Origin of the sequence: Desulfuromusa kysingii (genome assembly GCF_900107645.1) — a bacterium.
In the GTDB taxonomy this organism is placed as follows: domain Bacteria; phylum Desulfobacterota; class Desulfuromonadia; order Desulfuromonadales; family Geopsychrobacteraceae; genus Desulfuromusa; species Desulfuromusa kysingii.
In genome coordinates this window covers 99,854-115,438 of the sequence record NZ_FNQN01000005.1, presented here as the reverse complement: position 1 = coordinate 115,438, position 15,585 = coordinate 99,854, and the positions used below count along the sequence as shown (strand labels likewise).

The 15,585-nt window shown below is 45.1% G+C and carries 17 protein-coding genes; all 17 read right to left on the bottom strand.

The annotated features are described in order from the left end of the window. Nucleotides 1-121: 121 nt before the first annotated feature. The 17 genes from BLU87_RS09455 to atpF all read right to left on the bottom strand — a co-directional run bounded on the left by BLU87_RS09455 (nt 122) and on the right by atpF (nt 15,515). The gene (locus BLU87_RS09455; RefSeq protein WP_092347322.1) at nt 122-802 is read right to left on the bottom strand and encodes a cytochrome b/b6 domain-containing protein; all 681 of its coding nucleotides are present in this window, start codon (nt 800-802) and stop codon (nt 122-124) included. Between the two features lie 11 nt (nt 803-813). Then, the gene (locus BLU87_RS09450) at nt 814-1,860 is read right to left on the bottom strand and encodes a cytochrome c3 family protein (RefSeq protein WP_092347319.1); all 1,047 of its coding nucleotides are present in this window, start codon (nt 1,858-1,860) and stop codon (nt 814-816) included. A gap of 38 nt (nt 1,861-1,898) precedes the next feature. After that, nucleotides 1,899-2,144, bottom strand: a complete 246-nt coding sequence (locus BLU87_RS09445) for a hypothetical protein (RefSeq protein WP_092347315.1) — start codon at nt 2,142-2,144, stop codon at nt 1,899-1,901. 40 nt (nt 2,145-2,184) lie between these two features. Further along, on the bottom strand, nt 2,185-2,829 hold the full coding sequence (locus BLU87_RS17655) for a response regulator (protein ID WP_245706440.1): 645 nt from the start codon (nt 2,827-2,829) through the stop codon (nt 2,185-2,187). A 221-nt stretch (nt 2,830-3,050) separates the two neighbouring features. Beyond that, nucleotides 3,051-3,524 carry a hypothetical protein gene (locus tag BLU87_RS09435; protein WP_092347312.1) on the bottom strand — a complete coding sequence of 158 codons (474 nt, stop codon included), beginning with the start codon at nt 3,522-3,524 and terminating at the stop codon, nt 3,051-3,053. Nucleotides 3,525-3,830: 306 nt separating this feature from the next. Continuing rightward, entirely contained in the window at nt 3,831-4,064 is a 234-nt protein-coding gene (locus BLU87_RS09430) for a hypothetical protein (protein WP_245706438.1), read from the bottom strand. A 42-nt stretch (nt 4,065-4,106) separates the two neighbouring features. Further along, nucleotides 4,107-4,487, bottom strand: a complete 381-nt coding sequence (locus BLU87_RS09425; RefSeq protein WP_092347309.1) for a response regulator — start codon at nt 4,485-4,487, stop codon at nt 4,107-4,109. Further along, nucleotides 4,484-4,726, bottom strand: coding sequence for a hypothetical protein (locus tag BLU87_RS09420; RefSeq protein ID WP_092347307.1), 243 nt, complete (start codon nt 4,724-4,726; stop codon nt 4,484-4,486). The genes BLU87_RS09425 and BLU87_RS09420 overlap by 4 nt, the downstream gene beginning before the upstream one ends. A gap of 309 nt (nt 4,727-5,035) precedes the next feature. Then, entirely contained in the window at nt 5,036-5,881 is an 846-nt protein-coding gene (locus tag BLU87_RS09415) for an AAA-type ATPase lid domain-containing protein (protein ID WP_175498338.1), read from the bottom strand. Nucleotides 5,882-6,254: 373 nt separating this feature from the next. Then, nucleotides 6,255-7,682 carry a sigma-54-dependent transcriptional regulator gene (locus tag BLU87_RS09410; RefSeq protein WP_092347303.1) on the bottom strand — a complete coding sequence of 476 codons (1,428 nt, stop codon included), beginning with the start codon at nt 7,680-7,682 and terminating at the stop codon, nt 6,255-6,257. Nucleotides 7,683-7,698: 16 nt separating this feature from the next. Further along, nucleotides 7,699-10,008: a hybrid sensor histidine kinase/response regulator gene (locus tag BLU87_RS09405; protein WP_092347302.1), complete on the bottom strand. Its 2,310-nt coding sequence runs from the start codon at nt 10,006-10,008 to the stop codon at nt 7,699-7,701. Nucleotides 10,009-10,182: 174 nt separating this feature from the next. Further along, nucleotides 10,183-10,593 carry a F0F1 ATP synthase subunit epsilon gene (locus BLU87_RS09400; protein WP_092347300.1) on the bottom strand — a complete coding sequence of 137 codons (411 nt, stop codon included), beginning with the start codon at nt 10,591-10,593 and terminating at the stop codon, nt 10,183-10,185. A 41-nt stretch (nt 10,594-10,634) separates the two neighbouring features. Next, nucleotides 10,635-12,041: a F0F1 ATP synthase subunit beta gene (atpD, locus tag BLU87_RS09395; protein ID WP_092347298.1), complete on the bottom strand. Its 1,407-nt coding sequence runs from the start codon at nt 12,039-12,041 to the stop codon at nt 10,635-10,637. Between the two features lie 53 nt (nt 12,042-12,094). Next, nucleotides 12,095-12,964 (bottom strand): F0F1 ATP synthase subunit gamma, encoded by an 870-nt coding sequence (locus tag BLU87_RS09390; RefSeq protein ID WP_092347296.1) that lies wholly within the window; start codon nt 12,962-12,964, stop codon nt 12,095-12,097. Nucleotides 12,965-12,984: 20 nt separating this feature from the next. Then, nucleotides 12,985-14,493, bottom strand: a complete 1,509-nt coding sequence (gene atpA, locus BLU87_RS09385) for a F0F1 ATP synthase subunit alpha (RefSeq protein ID WP_092347294.1) — start codon at nt 14,491-14,493, stop codon at nt 12,985-12,987. 9 nt (nt 14,494-14,502) lie between these two features. Continuing rightward, a complete protein-coding gene (atpH, locus tag BLU87_RS09380; RefSeq protein ID WP_092347291.1) occupies nt 14,503-15,045 on the bottom strand; it encodes an ATP synthase F1 subunit delta in 543 nt (180 codons plus the stop codon). Next, on the bottom strand, nt 15,042-15,515 hold the full coding sequence (gene atpF, locus BLU87_RS09375) for a F0F1 ATP synthase subunit B (RefSeq protein WP_245706437.1): 474 nt from the start codon (nt 15,513-15,515) through the stop codon (nt 15,042-15,044). Before atpF ends, atpH begins: the two co-directional genes overlap by 4 nt. Nucleotides 15,516-15,585: the final 70 nt, after the last annotated feature.

Sequence of the window (15,585 nt, the reverse complement as noted above, 5' to 3'; positions counted from 1 at the left end):
TCATTTACCCCCCCCCAATAAAATTAGCCAAGTTTCGCGTTATAAATTAAAAAAGCGAACGGACACGATAATTGTCCGTTCGCTTTGATGCTAAGAGCGACAATACTAAGTTCTGACTATGTTAGTGACCTGATGTTACGCCACCGGTCTCAGGCTTTTCGTCATGCTCTTCCTCTTCTTCCCAGCCCGTCCACATGGTTTTGATATGGTCAGTGGGTGTGCGCCCCATAGTTGCCAAGTAAATATGTGTCGGGATAAAAGCAATAAGGCAACAGGCCAGCAAAAAGTGTAATCCCGCAAGCAGCTTCAAACCTCCGATCATGACAATCAATCCACGCAATGGATCAACATTCGTCAAGAAAATTCCCGACAAACTGACCAGTGGCATCATCACAAACATAATCGCGAGATAGGCAGACTTCTGCATCGGATTAAACTTGCTGTCTGGAGTGGGATGATGAGGATTGTCCCAGCCCAGAAAGTAAGTAAGAAAATAAAACTTTGCCTGCTTCACGAGCCCGGTCTTCAGATCTTCAACTTTAGGAACATACAGGTTAGCCATCGTCCGAGTGACAAAGGTATAATAAAAGAACCACAAAGAAAATGAGATCGCCACCACGAAACCTGCGGTATTGTGAAGATATATCGCTGACTTATAGCTACCAAGCAGGGTGATATATTCTGGAAAGCGAATTTGTGCACCTGAGACAGCCAGGGTCACGATCCCAAAGGCATTAATCCAATGCCAAATCCGGACAGGTATCGGTTGTAGGTATATTTGATGTTGATGTTCTTCAGCCATGATTAATCCCCTTAATGTTTTCGGTTGTTACGAGTCAAGAAACGTAATGTTCCATGGCCAATCGGCATGACAAAACCACCACAGATGATGATCAGGCCAATGATATTCATTGCAGCGCTACGTGTCGGCCCGGTCATATAAAAGTTCGGTGTGCCGTACAGGGTGTCAAGCATCGCCCCTTCTGCAACGGACATACGCTGATATCTACCATCCTCCGTCGGAAAAGCGACGAAGCTCGTTTGCATGCTACCGGGACCTGAAGCGTGGCAGAAAGTACAATCATAACGATTGTCCAGTGTGCTCAGGTCGTGGGAGACCTCACTTGGAACCATCGTGCCGCTCAAGTGGAGATCAGTGTATTCGGGGTTTTTGTTGAAGGTGCGTAATTCAGCTAGAGAGATATGATTATCACCGTCAATATCAATGAGCTGTTGAATCTCTTTGTCGTTGCTATACTGTTTTAAATCGTCATAGGTCGAGAAACGGTACCCTTTTCCCCCTTCGCTCTTCTTCTTTTTCTGGGTAATGTTCAAAACAATCTCATAGGCTTCGGCTGAGGTGTGGCAAGTGATACAGGGGAGCTTAGAGATATGCAGGCTTGCTTGCGGCAACCATTGTGAATGACTATCCATGACATCGACGTCTTCATGACATTGGCTACATTGTTGATTCATATCAGGACCAGAAACAGCTTCGATCCCATGCACCTGATGGGGATTATGGCAATCACTGCAGCTGGCGTTTTCTGCATGTGCAGTTGCCATATATTCACTACCAAGCTCTTCGTGACAGTCAAGACAGTCCGCACTGGATACTGACTCACCATCGTCAGGATGCTCATCCGTCACCGATTCATGGCAGGTCACACATCCCATCTCTGCATGTTCTGTCGGCAGAAACTTGTCTTCATCAATAAATAAATCATCCCCAACCTCATCAACATCACTATGGCAGCCAAGGCAGTCTTCCATCTCCATTGCTGCCACTGAAAGTGGCAAAGCAAGGATCACTAGCAGTAAACCTAACCACAGGCTGTTAAGCACATTATACCTTTTCATATTCTTACCTTTATTCTGGGTTAAAATTAGCTTTCAGCTCAGCGTTGCTTGACAGCAACCGACTTTCCCTCAGATCCTTTACCACCAAAAATACCCTTAATCATCCCAAAACCCAAAGCAAAAACAGGGATCATCTGTAGAAAGATAATCAGTCCACAGACACCAAGGAAAAGATAGACCAGTGTCATACTGTTATCTGTTCTTGTTCCTGTTGCAGCGACAGCTGGCATTGCTGTCAGCAAAAAGGCTGTTGCCAATAAACCGTTTTGAACTATTCTTTTCATAATCATCTCCTTTAAATGGTTATTCCGTCATACCTCTTTATCAGCTCATCGCTGGATGAAAGGCTTCCAGGGCACATTCCACTGCTGAACGTAATTCTTCATTATCCTCCTGGTTGTGTGGCTTCAGCGCATGATAGAAGACTCCGTCTTCACGCATGCGTCGCAATGCATCCAACGAAGTATCATCCGAGACCAAGATGATTTGCAGATTTTTATTACACTTGCGCATCAAAGCGACAACATCTGACGAGGCGATTTTTTCTTCAAAAGAATCTCCAAGAATAACAATGGGTTCATTCTTTTGCACAATCTTGGCAATTGCGTAAGCGGCTGATGCTGTCGTTTCCACTTCGTAATGTGACTTTTCAAAAAGTTCGGCCAACTGTTTTCTATTCACAAGATCTTTATCTGCAATCAATATTTTCCTAGCTTTCATCTGACAAACTCCTTTTTTACTAGGGGATTGTTCCGTAGCTGCCAATTGTCCAACTGATATTTTCTTAATCATGCTAATAAATTGTAATGCCGCAGGAACACTCGACAAGCCAATAATGGCGCTGATCAATACACCAAAATACCGGTTCAATGGCGTGAGTCCGAAACCGACAAAGCTGAGGCTAAATACCCCCGTTACGATCAAGACCATGGCAAAGGCCGACAATTTAAAGCCATTGTTTTTAACCATCCATTTCTCCCTCATTGCGTTTCGTCATGCGGCTCTCTTTAGAGCAACCTGCATACCAACTTTTACAACCCTGATGATTTTTATTTAATCTCGTTAGTTCAGATAGTTACCGACATATGTAAATATTCATAGTCGGGTTTTAGCTTATTCATAGAAAACGATTCCTGTTTTGCAGGAATCGTCTTGTTTGGCAAGAAAAACATTTTTTCAGACTCTAGTGCTCAGGATTTACCCAATGCCCCTTTACCTTCATGGCTCTCTTTGGCGTTAAATATCAGGATCTGCCCCTGATCCAAACCATAAAGAAACAGACCAACCAGAACAACGGGGATGAAGTTTGCGGCAATAGCCCCAGAGAAACAGTAAAAAACAAAGAACACCGAACGATAACCAAGATGACTCCACTTAGAGGCCGGTTGAGTTTCATTAGCTATAGCAGCTAAGGTGAGTATTGCCGAAGAGAAGCAATAGACGGCTAAAGCAATACTGACCAAGTATGCAGGAGGAGGACAACCAAGGACCTGGCGAACGGGTTCTGATGCAATTTCAAACAGATTGAAAGATTTAAACTGGTAGGCAACGATACTGATCAACAAAAACAGAGTTAATCCCAATAAGCTCTGGTTCGTCATGTTGTGCACATTGCCATTGCTTTTTGGAGCTTGGTTTGTTGCTGAGTCGCTATATTCAATCATTATTGCCTCCATAAGATTGCTGGTTGTCTTGTTCTTTCTTTATATCAATAGCATTAGCTATGCCAACTTCTAGATAACTTTTTAATCATGTTATATCAGCTAGTTAGCAACAAACCTTAGAATTGGATGGGACCTTCTCACGGAGAGATTTCTTGTTTTACAGGAATATTCTTGAGGGGCTGGAATGGGCATTGAACCCCCTTGACGCAGAACAGCGAGCTGGGTTTGAATCCAGCTCGCTGCAATATTACTTAGACCCATAAGGTTGCTCAGGTCACCTTTGTTCTGAGACTAGTCAATTTAAACTCAGTGCCTCTTTGGCGCGTGAGTCTCTTTATGACTGAACAAACCTTTAAGGATACCCAGCCCCATGGCAAAAACTGGAATCAGCTGTAAAAAGATGATCAAACCACAGACGCCCAAAAAGAGGTAGACCAACGTCATACTATTGTCTGATCTCGCTCCTGTCTCTGCAAAAGCCGGGATAATCGTCGCGAGTAGTGCAATTACTGACATACCAATTGGGGTTATTTTTTTCATGACGGACTCCTTATCGCGTGTAGGTCTATCTTGTTTATCTCGTTAGTACGCTTGCACTGCACATTCTACAGCTGAACGTAACTCTTCATTATCTTCCTGACTGTGCGGCTTCAATGCATGATAGAAGATTCCATCTTCTCGTATTCGCTTTAAGGTATCCAATGAACTGTCGTCAGACACCAGGATGATCCGCAGATTTTTATTACACTTACGCATCAACGCAATCACATCAACTGGAGCAATTTTTTCTTCAAAGCAATCACCTAGAATCACCAACGGCTCTTGTTTTTGGACAATCTTAGCTATTGCATAGGCGGCAGAAGCGGTCGTTTCGACCTCAAAATGTGAATCTTCAAAGAACTTGGCCATTTCTTTCCGTGCCACGCTATCCCCGTCAGCTATTAATAATTTTCGCGCTTTCATGATTTCACCCCGTTTTTAGTTAGTGAATTTTTCTGGTTAACGGTACAAACTCCCTTGACCATACAGATAAACAACAAAACAGCAGGAACACATTGCAGGCCGATCACTCCGGCGAAAAAAATAATGAATAGTTTGGTGAGTGGGGTAAGGTTCATCCCGAAGTTTCCCAGCATAAACGCTGCTGTCAGCAGTAGGGCGATAACCGTCGCGCTCAACTTATATATATTCTTTCTTCTCATATCATCCTCCTTAGAAGGTCGTTTTCATCTCTTATCTCTATGAATAGCAACCTGCGTACCAAATTCTTCTTTTTTCTAAAAAAATATTTTTACCTGTAAGTTCATATGGTTGAGTGTTTCAATAACAGGGATATCGTTTGTAAGTATGCGTCGCAAAAGATTTTTTCTTGTATAAAGAGAACTTTCTTGTCTGGCAGGAATGCTACTATTGATTGATGAGAAAAGTTTTGGCTTAAGATTAGAGAGGAAAAAGCATGGGATTGAAGAACTACTCCCTTGTTAGCGTGACTCGACTTACGGCCAAAAGGATCAGATCCCTTTTTTCTGTGCCGCTGAGGAGTTTATGGTTTGAATACGGATATGGGTAGGGAGATCTTTGGCGAACAGCGTCTGTTTATCCTGTGCGGTCATCAGTAGTTGCTCTATGGTGTTCACCAACTCCAGCACGTTGCCTGGCCATGGGTAAGATTCGAGCATCGATAATAAATCGGGTGAAATTGTCTTGCTCTCTAATCCGCAACTGCGACAAATTTTTTCCATATAGAAGGTGACCAGTGATTCGATATCTTCTTTGCGCTGTTGCAATGGTAATAGCTCAATATAGCAACCCTGGATAAGGGTCAGCAGCTCACCAGAAAAAAAACCTTTTCGGACCAGTTCATACAGATCCGTGCTAGTCGTCGTAAGCAGCCGAAAATACTTCTGTTCAACTGGGATGCGAATGATTTTTTGCAGGACTCTCTGCATCTCAATGTCAAGATCCTGAATACCATCAAGCAACAAGGTTCCATGGCCCACCTTGACGAGGTAATCTATCATGAGTTGCTTTGTATTGTGTTTGTCGATGGCGCCGCAAGGGACAGAGACAAAGGGGAGAGCCTTCCGTCCACCCTGTTCATGGATAGAACGGGCATATAAACCCTTTCCTGTCCCATTTTCACCATAAATAAGAACAGGGTCATCGGTCTTTGCCATTCTCGCGGCAACACCACGTGCAACTTTGCTACGCGCATCCTGAGCAACTATATTTCTGGACTCTTGCGGTGACACCATCGCTTCAACATGGTCCTTACGACTGATTTTCAAGACATTTTCTGCAAAACTGATATCCAACTCCTTTTCGTCAATTCTGGGAGCCTCAATTTTTATTTTCAAGTTCTCCACAAAAGCTATAATCTGCTCGGGAGATTCTGACAATTGGCACAACGTATTATGTAATGTCTTAATGTCTGCGATTTTCATATTTTGAGTGAATAACATATTCTGCGCCCTCTTTTTTAATTCAACATCAACCCAGTTTTTTCCTATATCTACTTTAGCATTGAATATGCCAACATTTAATTTCAGCGAGAATGTTTCTTTTGTCTGGGAATTTTAGTCGCGACAAACGGGTCAGAACCTGAAATGGACGCTGATTTTATTTTGACGACAACTGTCGAGCCAGCCACAGCCCGTTTGGCGTATCGGGGAAGAGTTTACTGCCCAATAGGAATTGGACCATTAGCGAGGGAACACTTTATCCAAAGAGTTAATCTTTGCGCGAGATGGCGTTCTTCTTGAGTAATGCGTACAACCGGGACTGAGACAACCCAGAGATACGGCAGGCTTCGGGAATGTTGTCTGCGGTGATTTCCATCAATTCAAGCAGATATTCCTTTTCTGCCTGGGCATAAATTTCCTCTCGATAGTCCTGTAACTTCGGAAGGGTTCCGGAACTACGGCTAATCGTATGCTGATCGTCCCCTTTGCTCTCTCCGGCTTGTCCTGCTTCCATCTCAGCGCGACGCACATGAACCCGAATGTGGCTCGGGAGATGTTTTGGGTACAGAGTTTGATCAAATCGTGCGGTGGTCAGGCTACGCTCTAGTGTATTGACTAATTCACGCACATTTCCGGGCCAGGGATAGCTGACCAAAGTTTCTAGAAATTCCGGTGAAAAACCTTTGGAATCAAGGCCATACTGATGACAATATTTATCCATATGGTAGCGGGCCAATTCCTTTATATCGTCGCGTCTTTCCCTCAACGGTGGCAATTCGATGATGAAGGTTCTGAGTCGAAACAGCAAATCACTGCGGAACTCACCGCTCTCTACCATGGCATCCAGGTCGCGGTTCGTTGCCGCGATCAATCGGAATTCACTTTCAACCTCTTTATTGCTCCCCACCGGCCGAAAACGATGCTCTTGAAGAACACGGAGAAACGATTTCTGCAATGACATGGGGAGTTCTCCAACCTCATCCAGAAACAGAGTCCCTTTGTGTGCCTGTCGTATTAGCCCGTTTTGAGCCCGATCTGCACCAGTGAAGGACCCTTTTTCGTGGCCAAAAAGCAGACTTTCCACCAGCGTTTCGGGTAATGAGGTGCAATCAACGACAACAAATTCCTGTTCACTGCGCAAACTATTCTCATAAACGGCCCTGGCAAACAGCTCTTTTCCGGTTCCAGTTTCGCCAGTGATAAAAACATTGGCATCACTTTCAGCTGCTTGTGCCACCATATCAAGACAGTTATTTAATGCCGGACTATGACCAATAATATTGGCCCTCTTGAGACGAACGGGTTTGCGTTTTTCATTGGCTTCTTTTTTTTCCTTACGGTATTGCAATGCCCTTTCCAGAGACAGGGTAATCTCCTTAATGGAGAATCCCTTTTCAACATAGTCCCAAGCTCCACACTTAATCGCCAGTTCCGCCCCATTCGGATCACCAAACCCTGTCATAATAATAACTTCCGGGTTAGAAGGGCTTGCTTCTATCGTCGGTAACGCATCCAGACCGTTGCCATCAGGCATCTTTACATCCAGAAACACCACATCAAAATCTTCATTGGCTGCAAGTCTTATCCCCTCCTGCAACGTCATGGCACTTGTTGCTTGGTGTTTTTTACGCTCAACTAACGTCGACAATGTCTCGCACATCATCTCTTCATCATCTATAATCAGTATCTTGGCCATCGTTACCCCCTGGGGTTTAGTCTGCTTCCAGCTTTAGCAGGCGCTGTACAACCCGATTAATAGCACTCCGCTCCACTGGTTTCATCAACACCTCGCTAATCCCAGCCGCCTTGGCTTTACTAGGACTCACCGCGGTATCGGTCCCTGGCGATGAGCCGGAGCACAGGATTATGGGGATATCGGCGCGAATCGCCAACAGCTTCTGGGCCAACATAACTCCGGTTAAATGGGGCATCGTTTGATCTGTAATAACCAGGTCGTACATCTCGGGGTTTTGTCGAAACAACTCTAACGTTCTGCAGCTGTCGGTTTCGGCAGTTACTGCATACCCCAATCGTTCCAACCCGATCTTCATCCCAGTCACATAATCGGCTTCGTCATCAACAAACAGGATGTGTCCTTGTCCTGCCTTGGGCTTGGGATGGATATTTTCACGCAATATCTTCTTTTCCCCTTCAACCTTTGGAAACAGAATGGTAAAGGTTGTCCCCACATCAACAATACTATTCACGGCGATATTGCCACCGTGATTTTTGACAATACCATGGACGATAGAAAGCCCTAAACCCGTCCCTTTTCCTTGCATTTTGGTGGTATAAAATGGATCAAAAATCCGGTCCATAATATCTCTGGACATTCCATGTCCGGTATCGGCGACGATGAGTTTGACATACTTTCCTGGCTTCAATCCAGGATATCGCTTGATTTCTTCTGCTGATAAGTCTACCTCCGTCAGACTAATGTCCAAAAGGCCTCCTTTTTCACTCATCGCGTCACCCGCATTGGTACAAAGATTCATAATGACCTGGTTGATCTGGGTTGGGTCAGCCTTGATCAAACTCTCTTCGGTATTAAAATCCTTGCGTAATGCTATCGTGGTTGGCAGTGTTGATCGCAGCAACGAAAAACATTCTTCGACAATCCCTTCGATGGGTACTATTTTCTGCGGTTGTTCATTTTGACGACTGATTGTAAGGAATTGTTTCACCAAATTTTTCCCTCTCAATCCCGCCCTCAAGACAAGCTGCATCGGACCCTGCAGGGGACTATCTTCAGGAACATCCTCAAGGGTCATCTCCATATTGGTAATGATGATTGCCAGAATATTATTAAAATCGTGGGCAATTCCCCCTGATAGTGTTGCTAAAGCCTCCATTTTTTGTGCTTGACGTAGTTGTCGTTGAAGCCCTGCGGCCTCACTGACATCGCGAATAGTTGCAACATAGCGAACGACCTCTCCGGAGGCACCAATGACCGGGGCAACTCGGGCATCAATATCATATTCAGTGCCATCGCGTTTTTTATTGACAAAATGACCACTAAGCACCTTATTACTGGCGAAAACTTTTAATATTGCCTGATAAAAAATTGGGTTTCTCTGTGAGCATTCAAATTCGTGGATAATAATGCCAACGGTTTCATCAGCCGGAACGCCACATAACGCTTCAAAACTGGGATTAACATACTGGATATATCCATCTGCATCGAAAATAATAACTCCGTCAGAGGTCTGATCCATAACCGTCGCCAGCATAAAACGTTCTTCCATTTCTCGTTTACTTGCGGCTTTTAAACGCAACCCCTGTATTCCGTAGGACAGATCCTCGGAAAGTTCTTCCAAAAGCTGGATTTCATCCTCATTAAAGGCGTGCGGTTGGGCATCAAAGATGACCAGTGAACCAAACACCCTCCCTTCTTCAATCAGCGGTAACGCGATGCACGAAGTATAACCACATTTCTGTACAGCTTCACGCCAGGGACGATAGAGGGGGTTTGTTAACAAATTATGAAATACCGTGATTTTACCCGTCCGGATACTTGTTCCGGCAGGCCCACGACCAAGTTCATTATCTTTCCAACTAGCTTGCAATTTATCAAGGAAGGAACCTTTTGCCCCCCAGTGGGCAACAGGACGTAAGGTTTTCTCGTGGTTGTCATCTCCAAAAGCGACCCATGCCATAGTGTGTCCCCCAACTTCAACACAGATACGGCAAATTTCTGTCATCAGCTCATATTCGTCATCAATCTTTGTCATCGCTTTAGTACAAGCACTAAAACTCCTCAATGAACGATTGACCTTTTGTAAACTCTCTTGTGAATAGGCAATGGCAACTTCCCAGTATTTCAGCAACCAAAAAAGCATTCCGGTTGATAATGCAATAAAAACCCAATATCCGGGTCCGATCGGTCGTTGAGCGAGAGAGGGTTGATTCAATATTGCAGCAAAAATATAATTTGAAACAAACGCCCATAACCCACTGATCAGTAGATATCCAAAAGTAATAATCAAGCAGGTCGATTTTTGACTACTTTTTTTATTTGGCATGGTTAGGCTACCTCTAGATAAGACCCATATAGTTTATAAAACGGTTTTGTTAATAAATAACCGTGTCAACTGAAAGTCAACTTTTTTCCTTTTTTTTCGTGCTGAAACATAAAAAGGGCGCCATTATAGGGCACCCTTTTTATCCAACTTAATCTTTAGATGTTGACGTTTATTTTAATGACCTTTTCCAGCCACCTGAATTCTAATCATGGCCCGCTGCAATGCGGATTCCATGATCATATATTTTTTATCTTCGTGCGACAGAGTTTTAAGAGCATCTTCTGCACGTCCCAGTGCCGCTTGAGCACGGGCCAAATCGATTTCGTCCGCAGGTTCAGCGGTATCAACCAAGACGGTAACGGTCTCGTTTTCGACCTCTAGATAACCCCAGTTTACAGCAATATGGTACGTCTCGCTCCCTTTTTTATAAGTGAGCTCACCAACCTTCAATGTCGTCAACAACGGGGTGTGACCGGGAAGTAAACCCAGTTCACCAACAAATCCTGGAGCGGTTATTTCATCCACCTCTTCGGATAGTACCCGTTTATAGGGTGTAACCATTTCAAGTTTCAGCTTATCAGCCATTGCGACTGTCCTTTACGTTTAAATCTGGTCTTTCAGACTGATCAGGCTGCCATTTCCTTGGCTTTTTCAATCGCCTCTTCAATGGTGCCGACGAGATAAAATGCCTGTTCCGGTAGATCGTCATGTTTACCATCAAGAATTTCTTGGAATCCTTTGATCGTATCTTTCAGTTCGACATATTTACCAGGTGACCCGGTAAAGACCTCGGCAACATGGAATGGTTGGGAGAGGAAACGCTGAATCTTCCGCGCCCGGGCAACCACCAATTTATCTTCCTCAGATAGTTCATCCATACCCAAGATAGCAATAATATCCTGCAAATCTTTGTAACGTTGCAGAACAAACTGGACATCACGGGCAACTTTATAGTGTTCTTCCCCGATGACCTGAGGATCGAGAATCCGACTCGTGGAATCCAGCGGATCAACTGCTGGATAAATCCCCAGCTCGGCAATTTGACGAGATAGAACCGTCGTCGCATCCAAGTGGGCAAATGCGGTTGCTGGCGCTGGGTCAGTCAAGTCATCAGCAGGGACATAGATAGCTTGAACCGAGGTAATAGAGCCTTTATCGGTCGTTGTAATCCGCTCTTGCAGTTCACCCATTTCAGTCGATAGAGTTGGTTGGTAACCAACAGCTGATGGAATCCGACCCAGCAGCGCTGAAACCTCTGAACCTGCCTGAGTAAAGCGGAAGATATTATCAACAAACAACAGCACGTCCTGACCCTCTTCGTCACGGAAGTATTCTGCAACGGTCAATGCTGACAGCGCAACCCTGGCACGGGCTCCGGGAGGCTCATTCATCTGCCCATAAACAAGGGCGGCCTTCTCCAGAACTCCGGACTCTTTCATCTCTTCCCAGAGGTCATTTCCTTCGCGTGTCCGCTCACCAACACCGGCAAAAACCGAAAAACCACCATGTTGCTGAGCAATATTGTTGATCAATTCCATAATCAGAACGGTTTTACCCACACCGGCACCACCAAAAAGTCCAATTTTTCCCCCACGTGAGTATGGAGCGAGCAAATCAACAACCTTAATACCGGTTTCGAAAGCTTCAACTTTGGTGGATTGGCTGACAAAATCTGGTGCCGGACGATGAATTGGCCACGCCTTTTCATTTTCTACTGGTCCAGCTTCATCAACCGGTTGTCCAATCACGTTCATAATCCGCCCAAGGGTCTTGGGACCGACAGGCATGAGAATTTGATCGCCAGTATCAAGAACCTCCTGGCCACGGACCAGTCCGTCTGTAGAGTCCATAGCGATAGTACGCACGGTATTCTCACCCAAATGCTGTGCAACCTCACATACTAGATTCCATTCACCTTCACCGAGTGAAGGGTTGGTGATCTTAACTGCATAGAAGATCTCCGGTAACTTACCCGGTTCAAACTCCACGTCAACAACAGGACCAATAACCTGTATGATCTTTCCCTTGTTCATAACGAAACCTTTCCTTCATATCCTAGCGGAATAAGCTCTTGTATCTCTGAGTTCTATTTAATAGATTCTGCACCAGAGATGATTTCCATCAACTCTTTGGTGATAGCAGCCTGACGTGCACGATTATATTGCAATGTTAGTTTACCGATCATCTCAGCAGCATTGCGACTGGCGCTGTCCATTGAGGACATCCGCGCTCCTTGTTCTGATGCATTTGACTCTAGTAACCCTCGGAATATCTGCACCTCAACCAACTTTGGCAGCAATTGACCAAGCACTTCATTCCGGTTCGGCTCATAAATATAGTCGACACTATCCCCTTCTATTTCTTCTCCGGGATTTGCCTGAATCGGTAACACACGCTCGGTTGTTACAATTTGCTCAATGGCGCTCTTAAACGCATTGTAGATCACATAAACAGCGTCATACTTTTCTTCACTGTATGTCTCAACAATTTCCTGACCAATCAATTGAGCGGTTTTGTATGTTGCGTCACTGGTAATATCCTCGTGCACCTTGGTGATATGTTGACCAACTCGGTTTCTGAGGAAATCGCGCCCTTTTCGGCCAATGATCATAAGATCAATATCATCAAACCCCTGCTCGTTACTCCGAATGAAGCGTTCCGCCTCTTTCGAAACGTTGGCGTTGAAACCACCACAGAGACCGCGATCAGCTGTCATCAATACGACCAGAGCTCGTCCCGTTCCGCGTTGATTGAGGAGTGCATGTTCGTCTCCCTCTTCGCGTTGAGCCAAACTGGACATCACAGCATGGAGCTTTTCCGCATAGGGACGCGCAGATACGGCCGCATCTTGAGCACGGCGTAACTTGGCCGCAGCAACCATCTTCATCGCTTTTGTGATCTGCTGGGTGTTCTTAACCGAGCTGATCCGTTTTTTTATGTCCTTCAGACTTGCCATCTGTCAAAACCTTTATCGAATCAGGCTACAAACTGACCTTTGAACTCATCCAGAGCCGCTTTTATCTGCCCTTCAAGATTGTCATCAATTTTATTTTTCGTTGCCAACTCTTTGATGACACCTGCGTGTTGAGCTTCCATGAAAGAGATCATCTCACTCTCATAACGTTGTACAGCAGTTGCCGGGAAGTCATCGCAATAGCCATTGTTTGCGGCATAGATCGCCAGAACCTGAATAGCAACAGGGAGAGGCTTATATTGTCCCTGCTTGAGGATTTCAACCAAGCGTTCACCACGGTTCAGCTGTGCCTGTGTTGCCGCATCAAGGTCCGAACCAAACTGGGCAAAAGCTGCCATTTCACGATATTGTGCAAGTGCTAGGCGCAAGGTACCGGCAACTTGTTTCATGGCTTTAACCTGCGCTGAGCCACCAACACGCGAAACAGACAGACCAACATTGATAGCTGGGCGTACGCCAGAATAAAAGAGGTCTGTTTCAAGGAAGATCTGACCATCTGTAATCGAAATAACATTGGTCGGTATATACGCAGAAACATCCCCTGCTTGAGTTTCGATAATCGGCAATGCGGTTAATGAACCAGCGCCTTTAGCGTCGCTCAGTTTACAGGCACGCTCAAGCAACCGGCTATGGAGATAGAAAACATCTCCAGGGAATGCTTCACGACCTGGTGGCCGCCGCAGCAACAATGATAATTGCCGATATGCTACTGACTGTTTAGAGAGATCATCATAGATAATTAAAGCATGTCCACCGTTATCACGGAAGAACTCACCCATGGTTACGCCAGTATATGGGGAGATAAACTGCAGAGGTGCTGGGTCAGATGCGGTTGCCGCGACCACGATCGTATAATCCATTGCCCCTTGCTGGCGCAATTTATCAACAACCTGTGCAACGGTTGATCGCTTCTGCCCGATAGCGACATAAATGCAGATAACACCGTTGCCCTTTTGATTGATAATGGTGTCTGTCGCAACAGCTGTCTTACCTGTTTGCCGGTCACCAATGATCAGTTCACGTTGTCCACGACCGATTGGGACCATGGCATCAATAGCCTTCAACCCTGTCTGCATTGGTTCGTGGACTGACTTACGATCAACGATACCTGGGGCCTTCAGTTCTACCTGACTGTAGGTTTCTGTCTTGATCTCGCCTTTGCCATCAATGGGAATCCCGATACCATTGACAACACGACCAACCAAGGCCTCTCCTACGGGAACCTGAACAATTTGCTCTGTCCGTTTAACCAGGTCACCCTCTTTGATATGTTCGGAATCACCGAGGATTGCGGCCCCGACATTATCTTCCTCAAGGTTAAGTACCATCCCCATGGTTCCACCAGGGAATTCAAGAAGCTCACCGGACATCGCCTTATCCAGTCCATGAATACGGGCAATACCATCACCGACCGAGATTATTGTCCCAGTTTCGCTGACTTCGACTTCACGACCGAAGTCTTCAATCTGCTTCTTGATAATTGCACTGATTTCTTCTGCTCTAATTTCCATAATCTTTTGTTACCCCTTTGCTAAGGTATCTGCAATCCGTTTCAGCTGGGTTTTCACACTACCGTCAAAAAGTTTACCGCTCATCTCGGCTTGAAGACCGCCAATTAGCGATTTATCTGTATCTACGCTCAGAATCACCTGTTTACCTGTCTGGGCTTGCAGGCTTTTTTGAATCTCTTCTGCACGTTTTTTTGTCAATTTGTTTGCTGACTTGATCTTTGCCCGCACTACGCCGGACAGATCATCTGCAAAACGGCGATAATTCACATCGATTTCTGACAGATAAGTAATCCGCCCTTTCTCTAGCAACAAATCGAGGAATTTCCGCATCCCATCACTCAATTGAAGCAGGTCGACGATGTCATTCATCATTGCCGTCTTTTTTGCCAGAGGAAAAGTCGGGCTATCAAGTAGCAGTCGCAACAGATCTTCTTTCTTTAATACTGCAGCAACTTCTACAAGTTCTTCGGCATATTGTTCAACTTGCTTCTTTTCAGAAGCGATATTCAACAACGCCTTGGCATATCGTATTGCAATTGCACTGTTACTCAATGTAGCTCTCCCACCTTTTGTATATACTCGTCGATCAAACGGGTATCATCTTCCTTGGTGAAGTTCTTATTTAATAATTCTTCTGCAAGTTCCACGGCTAATTGAACCGCTTCTTTTTGGAGCTGTTTACGCGCCTTTGCAACTTCAAGTTCAGCGGCTTTTTCAGCATCTTGTTCAATTTTCACAGCCATTTGTTTTGCACTGTCTATAATCTTAATCTTTTCCAACTCCCCTTCGCGCCGAATAGAATCACTGATTTCTGCTATTTCCTCTGTAGCTCGAGATAGCTTTCGATCATACTCTGCAAATTTTGCCTCAGCTTCTTTCTTAGCTTGCTGTGCTTCGGCAAGAGCTTTTTCTATCCCCTCACGGCGACCTGAGAGACCTTTTTTTATCGGTTTGGTTAAAAAGTAGACCAGAACCGCAACGACAATAGCAAAGTTAAAGACTCGATAAAGAAAATCCTTCATCAATACGCCACTCTCAACCTCATGGCCTCCGCCTGACGCATACACCACCCCAGTCACTAGACCAAGGATG